We start from the raw sequence: 23,557 nt of genomic DNA, 5'->3' as shown, positions 1-23,557 counted from the left end.
TAACTGTTCGTGTTAAATTTTTATATCCTTATAGCAAAAATTCTCATATCTAATAGCCTCATTTCAGCGTAAGATAAAAGGTTACTTACAGCAAAGGTTACTTACAGCAGTAGCAGGCTGTGCTCCACCATCTTTTGCATATCAGGTGCCCATAAAGATAAGCTATAGCCTATGGCACCGCCAATCAGCACATCGGTAGGATAATGCAGGCCAAGCACCATACGCGATAAGGCCACCAATAATGCAAAAAGCATCATGACAGGCAGCAGCTGAGGAAAATAACTGCCTAAAGTTGCGCTAAACAGCACCGCTTGTAAGGTGTGTCCTGAGGGAAAGCTAAACACATCTAATGGCCGCTCACCGAGCACTATCACCTGATGTACTTGATAGGGTCTGGGGCGTACCGTTTTTATTTTTAATACTTTATATACCGCAAGCCCAATCAGGCTAATGAGTAAAGTGGTTATAATCGGCAAAAAAGCCTGTTGACCATAAACAACCAAAGCCGCCAGCATCATCGCATACCAAAACCACCCATCTCCTAATCTGCTAATAGATTTAAAGACGATGGCCACAGCATAATTGGTAGAATAGCGGTTGATATGGATACACACTGTGGTGTCCCATGATATAAGCTGATTGACATAAACGGCCAGTGCTGGACTGCGTGAACATAAGGTGAACACAGGACTCGGCGCAATGTTTGGCGGCAGTTGGCGCACCAAAGAAGGCTTTGCTTGGTTAGATTTCACCGCTTATCCCCTTATTAGGTTATGGCGCATTAAAAAAGTATAAAAACTAATTATCATATTTTAAGTTATTGAGTTTACTTTATTTTGTAAAAAATACTCATCTATTTCATCACTCTGTGTGTACATCTCGTTTTACCAGCCATAAGCGCCTATAGTCTAGTCTAACTGTTTTAATCTAACTATTTATAGTCGCCTTCGGTGCCAAGGCTTGATAAAACATGGTCAGCATTTTCTCAGTGGGGCGCTGCCAAGAGCACTGAGCCACACTCTTTCGCGCATGACTTCCCTGCTCTTTTAAACACTGCATTTTTGGCAGCTGCGAGATGGCAGTAATAAACCCTACTTTATCACCTAACGTCACAAGCCGGCCACTATCGGGGGTGACCAGCATACCAGCGGCTGCATCATTAAAGGCATACACCGGCAGGCCACTGGCCATCGCCTCTACCACCACATTACCAAAGGTTTCAACTTGGCTTGCAAACACAAAGGCATCGGCGCTGGCATAATGCCCAGCCAAAGCCTGCCCAGTTTGCGTGCCCGCAAAGATAATATCCTCTTTGTTGTTGGCCGCCATTGCCTGTAGTCGATCTCTATCTGGCCCATCTCCCACTATTATCAACTTAACCGCTCGATGTAGCTGTTGCTGCTGTAGCGCCTTAAACGCATCTATTACCCAGTCTATCTGCTTTTCAGGCGACAAACGGCTCACCATAATCAGTACCGTGTGATGAGTGTGCGCCCCCCACTGTGCTCTAAGTGCGTCACTGCGATGCTTGGGGTTAAACCACTTTAAATCTACGCCGCGACCTACTTCCACCAGCCGCTTAAATCCTAGATTTTGTAAGTCATGCAGCGTCTTTTTACTCGGCACACAAGTGGCTTTTGAGGCATTATGAAACCATTTAAAGTAGGCCATGATGGGCCCTGCCAATAGGCCAAGTCCAAAGTGCCGGCTAAAGTCATGAAACTGAGTATGATAGCCGGTGGTAACAGGAATATTAAGCGACTTTGCAGCCATGAGCGCCGCCCATCCTAGAGGCCCTTCGGTGGCAATATGTACCACATCAGGAGCAATGCGTTTGAGCTGTTTTTTTATGGTGAAATATACCGGCAACCCAAATTGTAAATTAGTATATTTAGGTATCGCCATGCCTTTTACCTGCACATCATGGCTAAGCACCAAACTGCGGCTTTGTTCCCCTAGGTTTTGGGTGGTAAGACCTTGAATGGGCATATCGACTGAACTTGATTTGGGTTTGGGCCGGATGAGGCTCACCTGATGACCTTGTAGAGAGATTTGCTGCATTAAACGTCCCAAACTCATCGCCACACCATTGATATCTGGTGTCCAAGTCTCGGTCACCAGTAAGATGTGTAGTGGCTTTGAATAAGCAGTGACGTCCGTCAAAGTATATTGCTTATCAAAAGTTAAAGCTAAATTGGCCAATAAGCTATCAAAGCCATAGTCAGCGACAAGGGGTGCTGCTCGGGTGTCCATGTTATGATTTAGCATGTGGCCTCCTGATTGCTACTAGATTGCTAATTTGGGACTATAGCCTTACTGTAAAACAAATAGTTGACACTTTTATGGCGGTAAAATCACAGTTTAATGACAGACTAGGTTTTAGCTTAACCTAGTTATGCAGCTTATTTGTTGGCTTTGCATCCTTATAACATGCTCAAATCATGTATAATTAACGCCAAATGCGCCCTTTTTTATTGTACAAGCTGATACTTTTATGACGACAACGACGTTATTACTGATTACCGCCGACCCAAGCCAGCCGCTTGCGTGGCATGCTTATCGTTATGCCAAAGCCTTTATGCAGCATACTCAAGAAGCGGATACTGTGTCGCCTGCTAAGTTGTCCATTTTCTTTTATGCAGATGCAGCCAATACGGCCAATGCGCTACGTTGGCAGAGTGCAGATAGAGCCGATTTAACCCAGCTTTGGAGCCAGTTTAGCGCCGCGTACCAGCAAAGATTACCCGTGTGTGTGAGTACCGCCTTAACCCGCGGCGTAACCGATGAGGACAATGCTGCGCGTCACAGACTACAGACCAATAACTTAGCAGCTGGGTTTGAGCTGGTGGGACTTGGGGAGCTGGCTGAGCAAATGGCCTTAGCCACCAAGGTCATTCGTTTTTAAAGATAGATTAAAAAAGGAAGTTCTGTGTCATTACTTATTCGTTTAACCACCGCCACCGAAACCGCTACTTATGAAGGGTGCGCCCTAGCCCTAACTCTAGCAAGCTTCGGACAAGACGTACAATTGATGCTAAGCAGCTCTGTGTTTGGCTTATTAATGCAGCCTGAGAGCCGCTTACATGGCATGATTAAATCACTAGATTTGTATGATATTGCGCCCGCTTGGCTACCTGACGATGTGTTTAGCAGTTGGATCTTTGGCATGTTGCCTGGTGATGTTGCGCAGCAAGTCGACTTCATTCCAGAAGATTTTGACGCCAATAATTTTCAGCAGATTCTATCTTTTTAACCTGTATCCGCATCAGTGTTTTCCCAAATTATAAGAGCCAAACCATGTCCACTTTGTTTCAATTACAGGCCCCAATGAATACCCTTAAAGCCACCGTCAAAGAGCTGGCTCCCTTATGGCACGCCGGTGACAGTCTATTATTATTGGCTGAAACTTCAGGTTATCTGCCTTGGCTGCAAGTGTATATCAATGAGCTAAACGGTGATGATGAGTCTGAATATCGTATTGAAAACATCCATGCGCTCTATGTGCTGGCCGATGATTTGGCTCATCTTAATGAGACCGCACGGGTCAATTTGGATGTGAGTAAAGTACACGTCATTAGTGATGCGCAGTGGGTGGCATTAACCCAAGAGGTAGATCGCGTGGTAACGTTAAATTCACTCAGTTAGTGGGATGCGACGATCTATTCTATCCCGTAAGACGATTTATTCTATCTCATAAGACAATCTATCCCATAATTTGTATTCCCTTAAGCCGTTAAATTATGAGTCAAGCCATGAATTCATCTTCTACCAGCCCCGCTTCACAGACTGCTGCTGTCACCTCAGAGGACCTAGCCTATCTGGGTCTTGATGAAGAGGGGCATTTGCTTGACCATACCCAGTGGACCCCTCAGATTGCGCAGCAGCTAGCAGATACGCTATCCGTAAAATTGACCGAGCAGCATTATCAGATTTTGCAGCAGGTGCGAGACTTTCACACTCAGTTTAACCACCCGCCGACCACCCGCCCCTTAATTAAGTATCTGATGAAAACCTTGCCTGAGCACAATATCAGCAATCAATTACTGCAGCAGTTATTTAATACCGGTTTGGTTGCCCGCCATGTCAATCGCATCGCAGGGCTACCCAAGCCGCCCAATTGCTTATAATGCTTGCCGGTTATTTAGGATCATAAGGGGTCAGCTCGGTATATCCGGTGCTTCGCCCTTCATCGCCATAAAAGCCTTTTTGACGCCATACTTCATATAAGCAGATGCTGATACTATTGGCCAGATTTAGGCTGCGAGAGTCTGGTAACATGGGCAAACGCAGCCAGTTGCTCTCCCCAATGTCTGCTCGGATGTCATCAGCTAAGCCTGCCGTCTCTGAACCAAATACCAAAGCAATACTCTCATGCTCAGCCGCATTGCTATCGCCAAAATCATACTCATAAAACGGATGACTCAGCTTAGTGGTCAATGCCACCATCTTATGACAGCCTGCTGCTTGTAGCGCCTCTTTCGCCACTTGCCAGTTTTTGTGCACTTGCATGGCTGCGTATTCATGATAATCAAGCCCTGCACGGCGTAGCTTCTTATCGTCTAAATCAAACCCTAATGGCTCAACCAAGTGCAGCTGAGCTCCGGTATTGGCACACAAACGGATGGCGCTGCCGGTATTGTTAGGAATTTTTGGGTGCACAAGCACAATGTGAATGGTCATAAAATGTTGCCTTAAATGAGACGAAGTAAAAACAAATAGTCCGTCTGTGTATCGAAATTTACAATTCTATGACAGTTTTAGATAAATTTCACACATTTCTCTGTTGTTGCTATTGGACTAATTGATATATTATGTAATTAAGGATAACTGCTGTGTTTCTAAAACTTAACGTTTTCTCAGTCGACAAATGTCTGTAAAACCTAGGTTTTTATTATCTGATCATCTAGTGTTAGGTATTTTATCGTAGTATTTGGTGTTAACTTATAGTTAGCGCTACTCGATGGTTAACCTAGTTAATCCAGAAGACACCTATCCTTAGCACACAGTGATGAATTTATATTATTTATTTTTTCAACTTTTAAGGACTTATTATGAAAAAGTTAGCATTTGCCTCTTTAACTGCTCTAGTTGTACTATCTGGTTGTAACACTTTCAAAGGCCTAGGCCAAGACGTATCTAAAGCCGGTGAAGGCGTTACTAAAACTGCTGACAAAGTTGAAAATAAAATCTAAACTTTTTTAGTTTTGTATTGTCTTGAGGTCTGCCATATCCATATCATATATTGGTAAATACTGGTAAACCGATAAAAGCTCACTTTTTTAGTGGGCTTTTGTTGTTTTGGACCACTGCATTCTACTGTACTATCTAGCTGACCGTCTTATTTATAAGCCACACGCTGTTTTACCAGTGCATAACCTGATCTATTCGCCCACCAAAAAGTGTTAAAATAACAAACCTTGCGCTGACAAATGTTTATTTGGAATATTGTCATAACTTGGCAATCAAGTAAAAGTTGTTATAATCAGCATGACTTTTAAAACTATGACAAATCAATGCTCTTTTTAGAGCCTATCTTGGAGAAGAACATGGCAGATTTTAACGTGATTTTAGATGCAGGCGATGTTGACGGCGGCGAAATTAACGTTGTTGTTGAAATCCCAACCGGTAGCAACCACAAAATCGAATGGAACCGTGAATTGGCTGTATTCGAGCTTGACCGTGTTGAGCCAGCTATTTTTGCTAAGCCATGCAACTATGGTTTTATCCCACAAACTTTAGATGAAGACGGTGATGAGCTTGATGCACTAATCATCACTGAACAGCCACTAACCACAGGTATCTTTTTAAAAGCCAAAGTTATCGGTGTGATGAAGTTTGTTGATGACGATGAAGTAGACGACAAAATCGTTGTTGTGCCTGCCGATGACCGTAACAACGGCAACGCTTACAACAGCTTAGAAGACCTACCAAAACGTCTTATTGAGCAGTTAGAGTTCCACTTTAGCCACTACAAAGATTTGAAAAAAGCAGGCACTACCGTTGTAGAATCTTGGGGCGATGTGGCTGAAGCCAAAGAAGTTATCAAAGAAGCCATTCAGCGCTGGAAAGACAAATAATCTGCTATTAAGCCTGTTATAACACTGGCAAATAGAATATAAAAAAGCACTTTAACCTTAAGTTAGAGTGCTTTTTTTGTTACTATCTGTGCTAAAAGCCCTTATTATGCCTTGAGAACTGACTATGTCTACCAAACTTCCCAAACACATCGCCCAAATGATTGAAAAAAACAACTTGGTTATGGCCATAAAAACGCTGTCCGAAGAGCAAGGCATTGGCATGGGTGAAGCCAAGGTTATCATTGATGAGCATGAACAAAAGCTCAAGCAGCAACAAGACAAAAATGTGGCCGCCATTAGTGCCAAACAAAACAAAAAACAGCCGATGGCCGTCTCAAAAACCACCAGCCAGCTCAATACTGCTGCCAATCAAAAAATCAAAGACAATCCTAAGCTGCAAGCGCTAAACTCAGGATTAGACAACCATCTACAACACTTGGGATATAAAAAGCCGCTGTTGCCTTATTGGGCCAAACGCCTGCTGGTTATCTTATTGATCGTCGTACTGTTAAGCTTAATCTTTTGGCAAATTGTGCCTAAAGACAACACGCCTTTTTAGAGAGCTACTGTCCTTTTAGAGCACTACTGTCCTTTTAGATTAATATTGTTAAGCCGCTTAGTAAGCTAGGGCTGTTGACCGTCATCAAGGTATGCTCGGTAAGCCTCATAGCCGACTAAGCGCTTTTGTTCTGTCTCACTAAATAGCTGCTGCTCAAGCTGAGTAATTTGCTGCTGTTTATTGTTATCACTGCTGTTGGTAGCCAAAATCTGCTGCTTGCGCTGCTGATACTGAGTAAATCTGTGGTCAAAGTCTTGATTTTTTTTATCCAATGCACCCAAACGCTGAGCTGCTTGAGGTCCCACAAGCTTCGCGCGCATCTCAAATATTTGCTTCTCTGAGGCACCTTGCTGCTTCATCTGCTGCGTCTGCTTAATAAGCTGTTCAATCTGCTTTTGCTGCTGTAGTTGCTGCTTGGTCGCTGACTCAGGTAGTTTTTGAATATAGGCCTGCTGAGCTTGCTGCTTTTGAGCGATACTCAAAGACTTATCTTGGGCAATTTGTAACATGGCCATATTATAATCTTGCACCTGATCATCGGCGGCAAAAAATGCCTGAGCAACTGGTTTGCCCAATATCTGCTGACGCAAAGCTTGCACCTGTTGTCGCTGCTGCTTAATACGCGCAAGATCCACCTCACCTGCCTGCATCGCCTCCAATGTTTTAGCTGCTTGTTGCTGATTGGTCAAGCGACTCTCAAGTGCCGCCACCTGCTTAAGGTACTGCTGGTATTGATAGTAAGTATCTATGGCAGCATCAGCGGCTGGCTGCGGCGTACGACTGCTAATATATGCCTCAACACGAGCATCGATGGTGGCACTGTCCTCCTCTCCAAGCGCTGACAAAAAATAATCAAAAAGGCGACGTAGGCCCGGCGTAGCTACCAGTTGCCCCTCTTTTGTGACAATAATCTCACCATCGACTTGTGTGCCTTGTAGCGACTTAGGCAGCCGCTCAACACCGGTGACAAAGTGGTCCTCAGGATAAGGCAAATCTATTATCTGCTCCTCACTGTCAGCCTGAACTGGCAAAGTATGGTTTAAAGAGGAGCGCTTAGAGGGGGTCGCTGCCGTATCTGCCGGCTTATCAGACGTATTAAATCTTGGTATTAAGAAGATAATAGCGCCTATCACACAGGCCAAAATAAGCACAATAAGCACCGTTTTAATCCATGATTTATTTTTCATAGCTTGGTTTTACCACTTATTGGGTCGCACTTGGTAGACACAGCGGGAGCAGTTTGATTTTTATAAGCCATTATTTTTTAATCGATTGATTTGGGCGCGATATACCGAAATCGGATCTACTTCACCCCAAGCCACCAGACCAAACATCTGATTGACTGAGTCTAAATGGTTCATTTTATAATCATCTCGAATCACATAGCCTATCCGGCTAGAGCAGGCCGATACCAGCCCATCATTGGCATCATCTTTACCAAAGCTCAATGCGGTAAGCGACAGCAGATAATCACTCGGATCTAGACCATTGGTGATGGTGCCCACCCCTGAGAAGGAATAATAGGGAATATCATTAACCACGAAATTATCCGGCGGCTGACCACAGTATTCACTCGGCATGGCCGCAGGGTATTTTCGATTGTAGTAGTGTGCCATATAGTCTGTGGTCAAACCGGTAACCGCACGCACCCCGTCTTGCTGCTGTAGTTGTTTGCGATTGATACCTGAGCCGTAATCTAAAAAGCGTCCCAAAGCATTGTGAAAGTTAATTAAAGCCCGACTCCGCAGATTGTATTCACCTGGCGCGTAGCCACTTTTGGCACTGCTGTTGGTCACCAGATTTAATAGCCAATCGGCCATTTTTGAGCCCTGTTCAGGGCTGGCGACTGCAGTCACTGAAGCCACAGACTCTGGCGCTACTGCAGCCACATAGCGAATGTCTATGCCGCCTAGGCTGTGCCCCACTAGATTCACTTTTTGTTTGCCGGTAACAGCGGTGATGGTTTGTACTTGCTGTAGCAATTGTTCACCCCGAAACTCAGCATCGTGAATGGCCGAGGTCTTGGTGACATACACCTCGCTACCGCCTGCTATTAATGCCTCGGGAATGCCATTGAAGTAATTAATGATACCAAATAAGCTATTAAAACCGCCCAAGCCATGTGCCAATACCACAGGATACTGTGTGGCGGTCAGGTTGTCCTCTGGCTCAATACTCTTTATCAGCTGACAGCCCGTGGGATTAGAGCAGTTGTAATACTCAGCCGCAGCAGCGCGGTTAGCCAGCCCTAAAAGGCTCATTGCCAGTAGCATAGCTGCAGCCACTGCGTATTTTTTAGATTGAGCTGCCGTGCTTTTATTAACTTGGGTTAATACACTCATCAAACATCCCTGTATTGGCTGAGGTTACAGTACGTTGTTTAGCCACTGACCAATGGCTTGAAGCTGTGGTAAGCAGACCTGATGCGCCATGGGGTAGGCCGAAAAATCTACGTCATAGCCAGCTGCCGTTAGACTGTCTGTGGCACGTTGACCCAAAATAATAGGAACTACCGGATCTTGAGTCCCATGATCAATCTTAATCGGCAGCTGTTTGTTTTGGATAAAGCTTGCTGCATCGTCTATGGCCAAATACGTAGATAGTGCCAATAGACCTGCTAGTGGTGCAGGCTGGGTCAAAGCCACTTGATAGGCCACCGCCCCGCCTTGAGAGAAGCCGGCAATCACAATGTTCTGATGAGGCACACCGCGCTCAACCTCACGATTAATTAAATCATGAATGGCTGCAGCAGACTTCTCAATTTGTGCCACATCCACTTTACGCTCTAAGCTCATCTCTAAAATATCATACCAAGCTGGCATCACCATGCCGCCATTGATGGTCACTGGAATATTGGGCGCATGCGGGAATACAAAGCGCACCGCCAGATCGCTGCGTAGGCCAAGCTCGGGCACCACAGGCTCAAAATCGTGGCCACTGGCCCCTAAGCCATGTAGCCAAATCACAGCACAATCAATGTCTTTATTGGCTGGGTTATGCTCTACAACAACACAATCTAAATAGTGGGTCATAATTATCCTTATCGTATTTTTATGAGTTATCAGCGCTGGGTATCGTCACACCGTCAATAACTTGCGCGACGTTACCTATTTAACAAACTTCTTAGTAATTTTAACACACCCAGCGGGTAGGCGTTTTTACATGCCAGTTCAAATTGCTGCTATTGACTCTGAACTCATTTGACGATACTGACATTCATTAATTTTTCATAGTCTGCTCATCTGAAACACATCTATTTTGGCATCAGCTATGCTAGGATTAGGCCTGTTAATTTGCTTTCGCCCCTCTTCGCTTCATTATCTGGTATTTTTCATGACGGCATTATCTAATTTCGCTGCAAGCCAATCTCCTGCCCCTCATATTCTGATCGTCGAAGATGATCCTGCCATCGCCACGTCGCTTCGAGTGACGTTTAAGCGCGAAGGCTGGCAAGTGACTTGGCTGGACAATGCCAGTAGTGTCATCCCTACCCTAAAGCATTTCAACGATCAGCAGCAGCCACTTTCTGGCATTGTGCTGGATGTGGGTCTGCCTGATGGTGATGGCTTAAGTTTATGTCAAGACATTCGTCACAGCGAGGGCATTGGGATACTAAAGCAGTTGCCTATTGTATTTTTGACCGCCCGCAGCGACGAGGTGGATAGAATTTTGGGCTTAGAGATGGGCGGTGATGATTATTGCCCTAAGCCCTTTAGCCCCAGAGAGTTGGTGGCACGTCTCAAAGCCATTTGGCGCCGCGAGCAGTTGTCCGCTACCAGCATCGAGACGCACATCAGCAGCGCTGAGGACACCACGCCACAACTGTTTGAGTTAGATTCAGGTATTTGGCGTTACGAGCCGCTTACCTATACCTTGTACTGGAATGACCACAAGCTTGAGCTGAGCAATACTGAGCGCAAATTATTGTTGGCATTGTTGGCCAATCCGGAGCGTGTCTTTAGCCGTGAACAGCTCTTAAACGCGATTAGTGATTATCCCGATCACAGATTAGCGCGCACCATTGATAGCCACGTTAAATCTATACGTAAGCAATTGGCACAAATTAGTGAGCGTGAGGATTTGGAGATTATCCATACCCACCGGGGTCTTGGCTATGGGCTTTGTAGTTCATGAGTGATGAGGATAATGAGCTGAGCGAAGCGACAAAACAAGCGCTTAATAAAGCCGGCTCTGCGAACTGGTACGCCAAACTTCACCCCACTGGCAAAGAGACTCCGCCTGTGATTCAAGACAAAAAACCAAAAAAAATCCTCAACTTAAGCTTATTTTTTAGAATATGGATAGCGGTTGGGGTTATCGTGATTATCTCAGGCATAGTGGTGTTCAATCAGTTGTTTAACTACGTGCGCCCCATCACCCAACAAGTTATCGAGGATACCTTAGTGGACACCTCAAAGCTGCTGGCAGCAAGCTTGCAGTCAGCGGTGGAGTCCGGTGAGATTTATGATAGACACTATCAGTCGATGCTCGATAATGCGTTTTTGGCACCCACTTTGCCCACCAAGGAGCAAGCGACCCAACCCCCATCTAGTGCAGACAATACAACCATCGATCCAGCGCGCCCAGCTTCTGCACCTTTTGGTACTTGGTATCACGAAAAGACACACAGCAGCTTTCGGGTGTACATCACCAATAACGAAGGCATTGTTATCTACGACTCCTTACCCAAGGATGGCAATGACATAATGCCTGAGGCCAACGCTGAGGGCCAAGATTACTCAAGCTGGAACGATGTCAATTTGACCTTGCAAGGCAAATACGGTGCCCGAACCACACGCACTAATCCTGAAGACTCAAGCTCGTCAGTCATGTATGTCGCCCAGCCCATATACAGCTCCAGCGACCCACAGCAAATCATTGGTGTTGTCAGTATCGGCAAACCCACCTCCACCGTCTTGCCCTATCTTAATGCCACTCGCCAGCGCATGCTAACCGCCTCGCTTATCATCAGTATCGTCACCTTATTGATGGCGGGTCTAATTGCTTGGTGGCTAAGACAAAGCACTTTACTGGTAACCCGTTATACGCAGTCATTGGCGCAAGACACCAAAAAGCCTTATTTTTATCTAGGGCATGAGCTCAATGAATTAAGTGATACCATCGAGAGCATGAAGCATCGTCTCGAAAACCGTGCTTATGTCACTGACTATGTGCATACCCTTACCCACGAGCTAAAAAGTCCGCTGACCGCCATTCGTGCCAGCGGTGAGCTGCTTGAAGAGACGGATTTGGACGGTGAAGACAGACTGATGTTGAGCCAAACCATTACCGAGCAAAGCATCAAGCTACAGTCATTAATTGATCGTTTGCTGCTGTTGGCCAAAATTGAGCAGCCGACCTTTCGTTTGGCCATGCAGCGTATTAATCTAGATGGGTTAATTAAGACTTTGGTGTCCGGTTATGAGATGCAGCGTCAATACCAAAGCCTGCAAATCAATTATCAATGCCAACTGCCACAAGCGGATAACAACAGCATCTTAGCGGATGAATTTTGGCTCACGCAAGCGTTGCAAAATGTGCTCGATAACGCTCTATATTTTGCTCACAATCAGGTCACTATCACCCTCACCTCTCAGACCATCCAAAAAACTGATTATATTAAGCTGTCGGTCATCAATGATGGCAATCTTATTCCTGACTATGCGCTAAGTAAGGTGTTTGATCGCTATTTTAGCCTCTCGCATCAGTATTCAAAGCCGCAAGCTGCTCCCATCTCGTCGCAAGGTGCAGCCGGTGTAAGTAGCCTCGGTAATGCCAGCCCCACTCAAGGCAAAAAAGGCACCGGACTTGGCTTAACCTTAGTCAAACAAGTCATCGAGCGTCACGGCGGTAATGTCAGCGTCCATAATCTAGAGGCTATCTTAGAGGATACGGATATTAACCGTGATAGCCCCACCACACCGATTCAGTTCACCGGCGTCGAGTTAATTTTATATTTACCCCTAACCCGTGTGTCTGGTAATGAGCGCAGTGGCAGCGAGACGACAACCACTTAGATATTGTCTTGGCGCAGTGTACTGATTTTTAAATAAAAAAAGGCCCCAAAACATCTGTTATGGGGTCTTTAGGTGGTTAGCAATTCTTACAAAGTTAGCTTTGCGAGGGGCTTAACGGCACGATACGCTCTTTTTGGCCACTGCCTAACATACCTTGGCTACCCACCCCTTCTGGATTGGCCTCAAGATAAGCGGTCATCTGCGCAATGGCGTTTTCATCGCCACTGTCGATAAGACGCTGCTTAATCACCTCAACTGGCGGTACCGGTAAATTCTTTAATAAGGAGATTAATTGCGCATTGTCGCCTTTGGTCACCACCATCTCAATAAGCTGACGCGCATCTACGGGTAAGTCTGGGGTAGATTGTGCCATTAAAGCAAGGTGATAGGCGCCTGAGATATCATCATCAGTGACGATACGCTGCTCAATGGCGCTATAAGTCTCGCTGGTCGCGCCGCCTGCCACGCTTAATAGGTGGATACACTTCAACGAAGAATGCGGCTCTTTGGCAATCGCCATAATTTTCTCTGATTGCGCTTCTAAATGCTGTCTTTTTTGCAGTAATTTATCATCTGTCATAGTCATTTTCCTAATTAAGCCCGTATTTGTCCCACAGGTTACCCCACTTGATCTCAGCTGACATCTTGCCTGTGTTTCGTCGCTGTTATAAAAGCTAATTTATAAAGCATTGCTAAGCGAGATTTAAGCTAAAGCAGCCTATATGGGTTAGGGCTCACTAAATATGTTTATCGTTTATTGTGGTTGCTTGTTGTTTAGGTTGCTTGTTGTTTAGGTTGCTTGTTGTCTATATGGTGATGAGTGCTCACTTCTAAAGGGCACATATACAAAAACATAACAGCTTGCCTGTTATTCAAATCGCTTTACTTCTTAAATTCTTGACCAAAAAAAACCCCAGAATCATTCCGGGGCCTTTGATACTAACTTATTTTAATCAACCGCTGCTAAACGATTAGTTAGCTGGGCTGTGCTCTTCTACTAAAGGCTTAAGCTCGCCTGATTGATACATCTCTAGAATAATATCAGATCCACCCATAAGCTCTCCATTGATCCAAAGCTGTGGGAAAGTCGGCCAGTTGGCAATTTTTGGCAAAGTGGCACGAATTTCAGGGTTTTCTAAAATATTAACAAATGCAAATGGACGACCAATTTGAGTTAATACTTCAATGGCTTTAGCAGAAAAACCACACTGCGGAAACTGCGGCGTACCTTTCATATAAAGTAGCACTGGGTTTTCTTTAATCTGGTTACGAATTAACGTTTCGATGTCTTGGGCTTGGTCTGTCATATCAATTCCTTAATGGTGAGACAAGGTTGCCAACTACAGTTTTAAAGCTACAGTTTAACAAATTGGTGAATGCTAGTACCGAGTCAGCTAGGCGTCAATAGCCTGGCGTCTAACCGGTGTAGCGGCTAAAAATATCATTCATAGGTAATTATAGTATTTATGGGGATAGTAACAAAAAATACAACGAAAATGCATCTTATCTGTCATCTCAATTTAGCTTTTGCTAAAAAATCAGCTTACACCTGCTTTGTTAATAACACCACAGCACTGGCCATAATACCCTCTTGACGACCCGTAAAACCTAACTTCTCAGTAGTGGTGGCTTTAACACTAATATTATCAACGTGAGTCTGTAAGTCTTGAGCGATATTAAGGCGCATCGCCATATTGTGTTTGGCAAGCTTAGGACGCTCACACATGACCGTAATATCGGCATTGACTAAGCTGTAGCCTTTTTGGAGAATCAAATCATAAACATGGCGCAGCAGCACGCGTGAGTCTAGTCCTGAATTGGCATCATCAGTATCTGGGAAATGCTGACCGATATCTCCCAGTGCTAAAGCGCCCAAAAGCGCATCGGCAAGTGCATGCAATACCACATCGCCATCAGAGTGAGCCAGCAGACTGTGGCTGTGCTCAATCTTCACACCCGCTAGGGTAACAAATTGATTGGGCTCACTTTTGGCGCTTTGTGCGTCCAGCTTTTTGTCATAAAACGCGTGTACATCAATACCTTGTCCAATTCTTATCATTATCAGCCTATCAGTGTTATAATTTAGCCCAAATTTTAGCATAGTTTCTGATACTTATGACGACATCTACTGGTTTTGATAATAACGCCTATAATTTGCCCGCCCTACGCCTAAGCGATGTGCCCAATCCTGCCCAGACTCGTGTGGTCGTAGGCATGTCTGGTGGTGTGGACTCTTCTGTTTCTGCGGTACTGCTACAGCAAGCTGGCTTTCAGGTAGAAGGCTTGTTTATGAAAAACTGGGAAGAGGATGACGGCACCGAATACTGTACAGCCATGGAAGATTTGGCCGATGCGCAAGCGGTGTGTGACAAAATAGGCATCACCTTACATACGGCTAACTTTGCGATGGAGTATTGGGACCGAGTATTCGAGCATTTCTTAGCCGAATACCAAGCCGGCCGTACCCCAAACCCAGATATTCTGTGTAATAAAGAAATCAAGTTCAAAGCCTTCTTGGACTACGCTGTGACCCTAGGCGCAGATTACATTGCCACCGGTCATTACACCCGCCGCAGTGTCAATTACACCCGTGAAGATGGGCTTGAAGTGGCGCATCTGATGCGTGGGCTTGATAACAACAAAGACCAAAGCTATTTCTTACATGCAGTGGGCGGCGACAAGATTGCTAAGACATTATTCCCAGTGGGCGAGTTAGAAAAACCTGAAGTGCGCCGTATTGCAGAAGAACATGACCTGATTACGGCTAAGAAAAAAGACTCAACCGGTATTTGCTTTATCGGTGAGCGCCGCTTTAAAGACTTCTTACAGCAATACTTGCCGGCCAAGCCGGGCAATATCGTGACCGATGATGGCATTACTATTGGCAAGCACGATGGCCTCATGTACTACACCTTAGGTCAGCGCGGCGGCATTGGTATTGGCGGGGTCAAAGACCGTCCTGAAGAGCCTTGGTTTGTGCTACAAAAAGACTTGAGTAACAACGAGCTGATTGTCGGTCAAGGTCATGACCACCCGATGCTGCTTAGCCAACGCCTAACCGCTTATAAGCTTGACTGGGTTGAGCGTATCCCGCCAGCTGCTATCTTTAGTGAGCAAGGTCTAAAATGCATGGCCAAAACTCGGTATCGTCAGCCCGATCAAAGCTGCACGGTATTTGCTGACTCTGATAATGGCAGCCGCGTAAAAGTAATATTTGATGAGCCACAGCGTGCGGTCACGCCAGGTCAGTCTGCGGTATTTTATATCGGCGAGGTGTGCTTAGGCGGCGGTGTGATTGAGTCGTTTGAGTAATTAAGTGAGATAAGTCATTTAGTCACTCCTTGATATAAAAGAAATCATGCTTATATGGAGTGCTATGTTTATTCTATTACTATTAGTTGTTGTTTGGCTTTCGATTTTGCTAGGGCTGATTGCACTTACTAGTGAGTCCTCTGACAATTCTAAGCCCGACTATTCGAAGAATAAAATTATTTTCTTATGTGCTGTGACTGTGGCTTATCTCATAGTCACTTCATTCTTATGGTATGCATTTATTAGTGCTATATTTGATGCTGCTGCTTCAGTATAGCGCCATTTTTTAGACTTTGCTTTTTTAGACTTTATTAGACTTAAAAGGTCACTTAGCGTCATTAATTGCTATAATTGCAAACCACGCTGATCAGAAGCGGTATTTGATTTACGTTTTTGCTGTTTGGTCTGAGTTTTGCTGTCCATCGCGGCAGCCGTTTTTTATTTATTGTGTTAACAATTTGTCGTTTCCTATTCTTGTTTTTCACCCACTGAGCTAAAGGATATTTATGTCTGCCTCTTTATCTGCCTTAACTGCCCTATCTCCGATTGACGGTCGCTATGCCAGCCGTGCTGACTCATTACGTGCTCATTTATCAGAGTTTGGTCTTATTAAAGCCCGCGTTACTGTTGAGATTCGTTGGTTACAAGCCTTAGCCGATAATGATGCCATCACTGAATTGGCCAAGTTCGATCAAGAGACCAATGCCTTTTTAGACGCCATCGTTGATAACTTTAGTGAAGACGACGCACAAGCGATTAAAGACATCGAAAAAACCACCAACCACGATGTAAAAGCGGTTGAGTACTTCATCAAAGACAAGTTTCGTGGCAACGCTCAGCTAGAGGACAGCCTAGAGTTTATCCACTTTGCTTGTACCTCAGAGGACATTAACAATCTATCTTATGCGTTAATGCTAAAAGACAGCCGTGACATCGTGGTTGCCAAATTGCAACAGGTCACAGACTCTATCGTGGCACTGGCAAAAGAACATGCCAAACAGCCTATGTTGTCTCGTACTCATGGTCAGACTGCCAGCCCAACGACTTTGGGTAAAGAGATGGCTAACGTGGCCTACCGCCTAGCCCGTCAAATCAAGCAAATCAATCAAGTTGAGCTACTAGGCAAAATCAATGGCGCCGTGGGTAACTACAACGCTCATTTATCTGCTTATCCTGAAGTTGATTGGAGTGCACATGCACAGCAATTTATCACTGAGCGCTTAGGTCTGACCTTTAACCCTTACACCACTCAGATTGAGCCACACGACTATATCGCTGAGCTATTTGATGCGCTGCGTCGTTTTAATACGGTGTTGATCGATTTTAACCGTGATATCTGGCAATACATCAGCTTAGGCTATTTCAAGCAAAAACTTAAAGACGGTGAAGTCGGCTCATCCACCATGCCACACAAAGTTAACCCCATTGACTTTGAAAACTCTGAAGGTAACTTGGGTGTGGCAAATGCCATGCTGGCGCATTTGGGCGAAAAACTGCCCATCTCTCGTATGCAGCGTGACTTATCTGACTCAACTGTTCTACGTAACATTGGGGTTGGTCTGGCTCAAGGCATGATTGCTTATGATGCGTGCCTAAAAGGCGTTGGCAAATTAGAAGTTAACCCTGAGAAGCTAGACAGCGACCTTGATAACGCTCAAGAAGTATTGGCAGAGCCTATCCAAACTGTGATGCGCCGCTACCGTGTTGAAAACCCATACGAGAAGCTAAAAGCGTTAACCCGTGGTCAGGCCATGACCCGTGAAAAAATGCTTGAGTTTGTTGATAGCAATGAATTAGATGCAGTGCCAGATGCAGACAAAGCCCGCTTACGTGAGCTGACCCCTGCCACCTATATTGGTAATGCTGATGAACAAGCCCTGGCCATCGATGAGTGGATTGCCAAGCTAAATAAATAATCAAAGCCTTGACTAAAAGGTGATGAATATTAGTGCCGTAATAAAAACCCTGCTTTGATAAGCAGGGTTTTTATGCTTGATAACGTATATCTTGAGTATTAAACCCTTTAGATTTTAGTTACTCTTTTTTATCGTCGTCATCACCGCCTGGAATAATGGCTTTGGTCACAGCAACGGTTCCTTTAACTACGCCTTTGGTGGTTTTGTAGGCGACTTTAACCGGCACAGTGACCAACTTATGGACACAGGCTTGGAGCATGAGACTGCTAATAAGAATGGTCAAAAGGGTGAGTTTTTTCATAGATACCTTAATGCAATAATAAACATAAAAGACAAATAACTTGTCTGATTTTAGTGCTCATAATAAAGCAATAAAATCAGATACAACACCCAATTTTTATATTTTTTTCTTTCTTTGCACTCATAAAAGCCCCATTAATATTTTTATTTCGCCACCTATACCCTCAATATGGATACCCTTTTTTATGAATACCATTAAGTTTTGTCTGCCAGATAACATCAGCCCTGAGGTCTTCTTGCGTGACTATTGGCAAAAAAAACCTTTACTCATTAAACAAGGCTTACCACAACTGGCCGGCATGTTTGAGCCAGATGATATTTTAGGTCTTAGCCTAGATGAGGCAGCCACAGCTCGGCTGCTGACCCAAAACCCGACGTCACAAGGCGATCAGTGGCATCTTCAGCAAAGCCCTTTATCTGAGGAAATGTTTGACGATTTACCTGAGCAATGGACAGTGTTGGTACAAAACTTAGAACAATGGTCACCTGAGCTGGGTCAATTATGGCATGCTTTTAACTTTATTCCGCAGTGGCAGCGTGATGACATTATGGTGTCCTACGCCCCTGCTGGCGGCTCTGTGGGCAAGCACTATGATGAATATGATGTGTTTTTGGCGCAAGGCTATGGTCACAGACGCTGGCAACTGGGCAAGGTGTGTGATGCCGGTACTGAGTTTATTGCCGATCAACCCATTCGTATTTTCGATGACATGGGTGAGCTTATCTTTGATGAGATATTAGAGCCAGGTGACGTGTTATATGTGCCACCCAAGCTCTCTCATTACGGGGTGGCTCAGGATGATTGCCTGACTTTTTCATTTGGCTTTCGACGTCCAAACTTAATGCAAGTACTAGATAGCTTGGTGGACATTGCGACCGCTGAGCCCTCGTTATTTACCCCACTGCTACTAGAGCAGCCCTTGCAGCCTTCAGGTCAACTTGAAGCCTCAAGTATTGCCCAAATTAAGTCTCAGCTGTTGGCCAAGCTACAGTCTGAACAAGGTGATCAGCTGATTGCACAAGCCGTCAGTGAAGTGGTCAGCAAGCGCCAATACGAGCTACTGGTGCCCGAAGAAGCGCTCGATGTCTCAGAGCTGGAGCAGGCACTTAAAGAGGGCGCCGTCATTAAGACAGACTACAGCAGCCGCCTCATTTATAGCCAACAGGCAGACCAAATCACTGTCTTTGCCAACGGTCAGCGTTTAGAGGACATAAGCGGCTGTGAAGCCGAGCTATTACAACGCTTAGCGGATGCACAAAGCCTAACTTATCAGGATTTATTGGCCGCTGATTTGCCGCTTGAGACAATAATGGGCTGGCTTGAAAACAGCTGGGTGTGGCTGGACTTCGATGCCCAGTAATCATCGGCTGTAGCGCTTAAAATTTGTGCGCTGCGTTACATCATTGATACACTAAGGTGCGGTGGGTGGTTTTATTAACCACATCTCCATATTAGTTTACATTTGTAAACACACTAGGTTTGATTTGGTTTTATAATAAAAAAGTGACTTATTTATAATTTTTTAATAACAACCAATCAATCACCCAATCAATCACATAGATAGACCCCCACTGCACGGAGTGCTGTAACAAGGAGAACCACCATGTCCGATGATAATAGCGTTAACGAAACCACCAAAATGGCGCGTAATGATATTAACCAAGACCATTTAGACAAAAAAGACCAGCAGCGTACCGATGATTGCGCCTTAGATATGATGCAGGGTCTGCATGATCACGAAGACCATGAAGATAGCCAAGACAGCTAATTAAGTTTATTGTTAAATCAAAGTTTTATAAAAAAAGACGTTAACCCTCGTTAACGTCTTTTTTATTTGATGTGCTTTGATGTTATGGCATGCTTATTCTTCGTCACCCAGCGATAGCAACTGCTCACTGATAGCCACGGTATTAAAGCCACCATCTACGAATACAATTTCACCGGTAATCCCTGAGGCCCAAGGTGATAATAAGAAGGCAGCTGTATTACCCACCTCCATCTGAGTCACATTGCGTTGTAGCGGCGCAATCTTAGCATTCACATCAAGCATTCTACGGAATGATTTGATACCGCTGGCCGCTAGGGTACGGATTGGACCGGCTGAGATGGCATTGACGCGGATACCTTCGCCGCCCATAGAAGCCGCTAAATAGCGCACACTGGCCTCAAGGCTGGCTTTGGCCATACCCATTACGTTGTAGTTTGGAATAACCGATATACTGCCTTGGTAAGTCAACGTCAGCAATGAGCCTTGACGCTTGGCCAATAGCGCTCTTGAGGCACGTGCCAGCGCCACAAAACTGTACGCAGAAATGTCATGAGCAATGGCGCTACCTTCACGGCTGGTCACTTGAGTGAAGTCCCCATTAAGCTCATCAGCGGGTGCAAAACCAATGGCATGGACTACCCCGTCGATACCGTCTTCCCAGTGCTCAGCCACAGCGGCAAAACACGCGTCAATCTCAGCATCCGAGCCTACATCACAGGGCAATACCAAATCTGCACCGAAAGCCTCTGCCGCCATATCTACGCGTTTTTTCATCTTGTCATTGGGATAAGTTAAAATCAATGACGCCCCTTCTCTATGTAATGCCTCAGCGATGGCCCAAGCGATAGATAACTTACTGGCAATACCCGTCACCACAAAACGTTTACCTTGTAATAACATCACTATTACTCCCTTATTTATAATTTTTCGTTGTTTTATCATTGTCCCCCACCTGATGTTAAGATAAAGGGACTCCATTTTTAGTACCAAGTGTTCACTCAGACTTTTGTGATGTGCATAATAATACAAAAGTCAGCATAATTCACAGTAATCTGTGTTTTTTTATCTCTTAGGTGAAAAATACTCAGCTATTTTTTGACAAAGACCTTTACAATTTATTTGTAGCCGTTAAGCTATAGCATTCTTCTATTTTGCTATTTATAACTATGTGTGATTCTAATTCAAATTCTTTAAAAACAGCCCTAGATCCCAGACTGCCCAGTCCTGATCTTTATGCCAAATTAATCGCCTCTACTGGAGAAGATTTAAATCGACCAGGCTTACTAGATACGCCTACTCGCGCCGCCAAGGCATTTGGTTATTTAACCCAAGGATATCATCAATCACTCACTGAAGTGACCAATAATGCGGTATTCCCTACGGATAACTCTGAGTTGGTATTGGTGCATAATATTGAGTTTTACTCATTGTGTGAGCATCACTTGCTGCCGTTTCATGGTGTCGCTCATGTGGGCTACTTACCAGATGGCAAAGTACTGGGCTTATCCAAAGTGGCACGCATTATCGATATGTATGCCCGCCGCTTACAAATCCAAGAAAGCTTAAGCCAACAAGTCGCTGAAGCCATCATGGAGGTGACTCAGTGCCGCGGCGTAGCTGTAGTTATGGACGCCTCGCACATGTGTATGATGATGCGCGGGGTCAATAAGCAGTTATCTAGCACCCGTACCACAGCCATGCTAGGCGACTTTAAGACGGATATGCAAGCCCGCAACGAATTCTTTGCTGCGCTGCCGGCCTCAAAGCTTTAAACCGCTTATCTATCCCTAGCCATTGACCGTGTTTACTGATATCAACCCGTCTTTATAGGCGGGTTTTTTGATGGGTTAAAACTGCTGGCTATGGGCACTGGTATCAATCAGTAACTTTGAATAAGGATGCTGAGGATTCTCAAATAGCTGCTGAGTGAGTTGATATTCGACACACGCCCCCGCCTTTAATACCATAATGTGCTGGCACAAAGCCTGCACAACTTTTAGATCATGGCTGATAAAGATATAGCTGATACCAAACCGCGCCTGGATATCTCTTAGTAGATGCACCACAGCCACCTGGGTGCTGCTATCTAAGGCAGAGGTCGGCTCATCTAAGATGATAACCTTTGGACGCATAATCAGTGCACGTGCCAGTGCCACTCTTTGACGTTGACCTCCTGACAGCTCATGTGGATAGCGATAAACAAAGTCTGGCGGTAAGTTCACCGTTTGTAGCACGTCAATCACTGCCTTTTCACGCTCAGCCTTGTCCACCCCTTTTACCAATAGACCTTCTTCAATGATTTGCATGACGTTAAATCGTGGATTGATACTGGCGAAAGGATCTTGAAACACCATTTGTAAGGTAGAACGAAAGTGACGCAGCTTACTTTTGCTTAGGCTATTTACTTTTATGCCTGCCACGTCAATCTCGCCGCTTACCTGAGCCTGAGTACTGAGCAATCGAGACAAGGCCAAGGCGATGGTGGTCTTGCCTGAGCCTGACTCACCCACAATACCTAACGAGGCGCCACGGGCCAACTCAAAGCTGACATTGTTTACTGCAGGTGCCCACTCACTCACCCCGCCCAGCAGACTTTTTTTGGCAGCAAAGGCAATTGATAAGTTGATGGCTTTAATAATAGGTACGGTATCGCTATCATCTGATAAAGATAGCGCTGGGCCAAAGTTTTGGTTAATTAACGACAGGGTATAAGCGCTTTTGGGATGGTTAAAAATCTGCTCACTTAGCCCTTGCTCCACCACTGTGCCTTGCTGCATCACAATGATTTGATGGCTATAGCGGCGTACTAGGTTCAGATCATGGCTGATCAGCAACATCGCCATGCCTTTTTGTTGTTTTAGCCGATTAAGCAGCTCAAGAATCTCATGCTGCAAGCTGACATCAAGAGCGGTGGTGGGCTCATCGGCAATGAGCACATCGGGGTTTTGAGCAAGCGCCATAGCAATCATTACCCGCTGACGCTGACCCCCTGAGAGCTCATGCGGATAGCGATTTAATTTTTGCTCAGGCTGCTTGATATTGACATCATTTAACAGCTCAATAATGCGCGCTTTAATCTGAGATTTTGGGAGGCCACTCAAGCGCAGACTCTCAGCAATTTGCTTGCCTACTGTATGCAGGGGGTTTAAGGCCGTCATTGGCTCTTGGAACACCATCGCAATTTTTGCCCCGCGGACTTGCTTTAAAATACGCTCACGCTTAACTTGACGCCTAGCAAAGCCATCCGGCTGCTGGGTGATGGGCAACTCGCCTACCTGCTGTAAGCTGACCGTCCCCTTAACGCTTAAGCTCTCAGGCAATAGGCCAAGGAGCGCCAAGCTCGATAAAGACTTACCAGAGCCGGACTCGCCAACGATGGCCAAAGTTTGCTTTTGATACAGCCGATAGGATAGATCCTGCACCAGCACAGTGTGTGCTTGCGCAATATGTAGGTGACTGACACTCAGCACCGGCTCACCGCCATATTGCTCAGCACAATTATGATTAATAGATGAGCCGTCAATCTTAGTAGATTGAGCCGGATGACAAGCAGAATCGGAGGGGTTGGCAGGGCTTACGGGCATGGACTCATTCTCATAACAAAGAC

Annotated in this window: 26 protein-coding genes; 14 read left to right on the top strand and 12 right to left on the bottom strand. The window is 45.2% G+C overall.

Features of this window, described 5'->3' with window-relative positions:
• Window positions 1–101: 101 nt before the first annotated feature.
• Complete coding sequence (locus MN210_RS05440) at window positions 102–686, bottom strand: phosphatase PAP2 family protein (RefSeq protein WP_413775373.1); 585 nt, start codon at window positions 684–686, stop codon at window positions 102–104.
• A gap of 241 nt (window positions 687–927) precedes the next feature.
• Window positions 928–2,268: a glycosyltransferase family 4 protein gene (locus MN210_RS05435; protein WP_338412696.1), complete on the bottom strand. Its 1,341-nt coding sequence runs from the start codon at window positions 2,266–2,268 to the stop codon at window positions 928–930.
• 226 nt (window positions 2,269–2,494) lie between these two features.
• Between MN210_RS05435 and tusD the strand changes: the two genes are divergently transcribed.
• From tusD to MN210_RS05415, 4 genes are all read left to right on the top strand, one after another.
• The gene (gene tusD, locus MN210_RS05430) at window positions 2,495–2,905 is read left to right on the top strand and encodes a sulfurtransferase complex subunit TusD (protein WP_241879440.1); all 411 of its coding nucleotides are present in this window, start codon (window positions 2,495–2,497) and stop codon (window positions 2,903–2,905) included.
• A gap of 24 nt (window positions 2,906–2,929) precedes the next feature.
• A complete protein-coding gene (locus tag MN210_RS05425; RefSeq protein ID WP_011960246.1) occupies window positions 2,930–3,253 on the top strand; it encodes a hypothetical protein in 324 nt (107 codons plus the stop codon).
• 44 nt (window positions 3,254–3,297) lie between these two features.
• Window positions 3,298–3,645, top strand: a complete 348-nt coding sequence (locus MN210_RS05420) for a hypothetical protein (RefSeq protein ID WP_011960245.1) — start codon at window positions 3,298–3,300, stop codon at window positions 3,643–3,645.
• Between the two features lie 95 nt (window positions 3,646–3,740).
• On the top strand, window positions 3,741–4,127 hold the full coding sequence (locus tag MN210_RS05415; RefSeq protein ID WP_011960244.1) for a TusE/DsrC/DsvC family sulfur relay protein: 387 nt from the start codon (window positions 3,741–3,743) through the stop codon (window positions 4,125–4,127).
• Window positions 4,128–4,137: 10 nt separating this feature from the next.
• On the opposite strand, the gene MN210_RS05410 is transcribed toward MN210_RS05415, so the two are convergent.
• Complete coding sequence (locus tag MN210_RS05410; protein WP_011960243.1) at window positions 4,138–4,680, bottom strand: tRNA (cytidine(34)-2'-O)-methyltransferase; 543 nt, start codon at window positions 4,678–4,680, stop codon at window positions 4,138–4,140.
• Between the two features lie 371 nt (window positions 4,681–5,051).
• Between MN210_RS05410 and MN210_RS05405 the strand changes: the two genes are divergently transcribed.
• From MN210_RS05405 to MN210_RS05395, 3 genes are all read left to right on the top strand, one after another.
• On the top strand, window positions 5,052–5,192 hold the full coding sequence (locus MN210_RS05405) for an entericidin A/B family lipoprotein (RefSeq protein ID WP_110816444.1): 141 nt from the start codon (window positions 5,052–5,054) through the stop codon (window positions 5,190–5,192).
• Window positions 5,193–5,546: 354 nt separating this feature from the next.
• A complete protein-coding gene (locus MN210_RS05400) occupies window positions 5,547–6,077 on the top strand; it encodes an inorganic diphosphatase (RefSeq protein ID WP_338412695.1) in 531 nt (176 codons plus the stop codon).
• Between the two features lie 124 nt (window positions 6,078–6,201).
• Window positions 6,202–6,636, top strand: a complete 435-nt coding sequence (locus MN210_RS05395; protein WP_338412694.1) for a hypothetical protein — start codon at window positions 6,202–6,204, stop codon at window positions 6,634–6,636.
• Window positions 6,637–6,701: 65 nt separating this feature from the next.
• Here MN210_RS05395 and MN210_RS05390 read toward each other — a convergent pair whose 3' ends face one another.
• The 3 genes from MN210_RS05390 to MN210_RS05380 are packed head-to-tail and all read right to left on the bottom strand — an operon-like array spanning window position 6,702 to window position 9,668.
• Window positions 6,702–7,823, bottom strand: coding sequence for a lipase secretion chaperone (locus MN210_RS05390; RefSeq protein ID WP_338412693.1), 1,122 nt, complete (start codon window positions 7,821–7,823; stop codon window positions 6,702–6,704).
• Window positions 7,824–7,883: 60 nt separating this feature from the next.
• Window positions 7,884–8,978, bottom strand: coding sequence for an esterase/lipase family protein (locus MN210_RS05385; protein ID WP_110816441.1), 1,095 nt, complete (start codon window positions 8,976–8,978; stop codon window positions 7,884–7,886).
• 24 nt (window positions 8,979–9,002) lie between these two features.
• The gene (locus MN210_RS05380; RefSeq protein ID WP_110816440.1) at window positions 9,003–9,668 is read right to left on the bottom strand and encodes an alpha/beta hydrolase; all 666 of its coding nucleotides are present in this window, start codon (window positions 9,666–9,668) and stop codon (window positions 9,003–9,005) included.
• Between the two features lie 301 nt (window positions 9,669–9,969).
• Here MN210_RS05380 and MN210_RS05375 point away from each other — a divergent pair, with 301 nt between their 5' ends.
• Window positions 9,970–10,770, top strand: coding sequence for a response regulator (locus tag MN210_RS05375; RefSeq protein WP_049750988.1), 801 nt, complete (start codon window positions 9,970–9,972; stop codon window positions 10,768–10,770).
• Window positions 10,767–12,653 carry a two-component system sensor histidine kinase CreC gene (creC, locus tag MN210_RS05370; RefSeq protein WP_338412692.1) on the top strand — a complete coding sequence of 629 codons (1,887 nt, stop codon included), beginning with the start codon at window positions 10,767–10,769 and terminating at the stop codon, window positions 12,651–12,653. Before MN210_RS05375 ends, creC begins: the two co-directional genes overlap by 4 nt.
• A 94-nt stretch (window positions 12,654–12,747) precedes the next feature.
• Here creC and MN210_RS05365 read toward each other — a convergent pair whose 3' ends face one another.
• The 3 genes from MN210_RS05365 to ispF form a co-directional block, all read right to left on the bottom strand.
• Window positions 12,748–13,233, bottom strand: a complete 486-nt coding sequence (locus MN210_RS05365; protein ID WP_110816438.1) for a hypothetical protein — start codon at window positions 13,231–13,233, stop codon at window positions 12,748–12,750.
• Between the two features lie 391 nt (window positions 13,234–13,624).
• Entirely contained in the window at window positions 13,625–13,960 is a 336-nt protein-coding gene (gene grxD, locus MN210_RS05360; protein WP_011960233.1) for a Grx4 family monothiol glutaredoxin, read from the bottom strand.
• Between the two features lie 236 nt (window positions 13,961–14,196).
• A complete protein-coding gene (ispF, locus tag MN210_RS05355) occupies window positions 14,197–14,712 on the bottom strand; it encodes a 2-C-methyl-D-erythritol 2,4-cyclodiphosphate synthase (RefSeq protein ID WP_110816436.1) in 516 nt (171 codons plus the stop codon).
• Between the two features lie 56 nt (window positions 14,713–14,768).
• Here ispF and mnmA point away from each other — a divergent pair, with 56 nt between their 5' ends.
• Both mnmA and purB read left to right on the top strand, forming a co-directional pair.
• Window positions 14,769–15,965 carry a tRNA 2-thiouridine(34) synthase MnmA gene (gene mnmA, locus MN210_RS05350; RefSeq protein ID WP_338412691.1) on the top strand — a complete coding sequence of 399 codons (1,197 nt, stop codon included), beginning with the start codon at window positions 14,769–14,771 and terminating at the stop codon, window positions 15,963–15,965.
• Between the two features lie 506 nt (window positions 15,966–16,471).
• Window positions 16,472–17,881, top strand: a complete 1,410-nt coding sequence (gene purB / locus MN210_RS05345) for an adenylosuccinate lyase (RefSeq protein WP_201543254.1) — start codon at window positions 16,472–16,474, stop codon at window positions 17,879–17,881.
• A 118-nt stretch (window positions 17,882–17,999) separates the two neighbouring features.
• Here purB and MN210_RS05340 read toward each other — a convergent pair whose 3' ends face one another.
• On the bottom strand, window positions 18,000–18,182 hold the full coding sequence (locus MN210_RS05340) for an NF038104 family lipoprotein (protein ID WP_011960229.1): 183 nt from the start codon (window positions 18,180–18,182) through the stop codon (window positions 18,000–18,002).
• A 184-nt stretch (window positions 18,183–18,366) separates the two neighbouring features.
• Between MN210_RS05340 and MN210_RS05335 the strand changes: the two genes are divergently transcribed.
• Together MN210_RS05335 and MN210_RS05330 are read left to right on the top strand one after the other, a co-directional pair.
• Window positions 18,367–19,542 carry a JmjC domain-containing protein gene (locus MN210_RS05335; protein WP_338412690.1) on the top strand — a complete coding sequence of 392 codons (1,176 nt, stop codon included), beginning with the start codon at window positions 18,367–18,369 and terminating at the stop codon, window positions 19,540–19,542.
• Between the two features lie 243 nt (window positions 19,543–19,785).
• Window positions 19,786–19,950: a hypothetical protein gene (locus MN210_RS05330; RefSeq protein ID WP_162853843.1), complete on the top strand. Its 165-nt coding sequence runs from the start codon at window positions 19,786–19,788 to the stop codon at window positions 19,948–19,950.
• Window positions 19,951–20,043: 93 nt separating this feature from the next.
• On the opposite strand, the gene MN210_RS05325 is transcribed toward MN210_RS05330, so the two are convergent.
• Window positions 20,044–20,850 carry an enoyl-ACP reductase FabI gene (locus MN210_RS05325; protein WP_041773301.1) on the bottom strand — a complete coding sequence of 269 codons (807 nt, stop codon included), beginning with the start codon at window positions 20,848–20,850 and terminating at the stop codon, window positions 20,044–20,046.
• Between the two features lie 266 nt (window positions 20,851–21,116).
• On the opposite strand from MN210_RS05325, the gene folE reads away from it, so the two are divergent.
• Window positions 21,117–21,722, top strand: a complete 606-nt coding sequence (gene folE, locus MN210_RS05320; RefSeq protein ID WP_193564697.1) for a GTP cyclohydrolase I FolE — start codon at window positions 21,117–21,119, stop codon at window positions 21,720–21,722.
• Window positions 21,723–21,797: 75 nt separating this feature from the next.
• Here the strand turns inward: folE and MN210_RS05315 are convergent, their stop codons facing one another.
• Entirely contained in the window at window positions 21,798–23,534 is a 1,737-nt protein-coding gene (locus MN210_RS05315) for a dipeptide ABC transporter ATP-binding protein (RefSeq protein ID WP_338412689.1), read from the bottom strand.
• Window positions 23,535–23,557 lie beyond the last annotated feature (23 nt).

Source organism: Psychrobacter raelei, assembly GCF_022631235.3.
Lineage (GTDB): Bacteria > Pseudomonadota > Gammaproteobacteria > Pseudomonadales > Moraxellaceae > Psychrobacter > Psychrobacter raelei.
The sequence above is the reverse complement of the archived record's forward strand: the minus strand, read 5'-3'. Positions and strand labels throughout refer to the sequence as shown.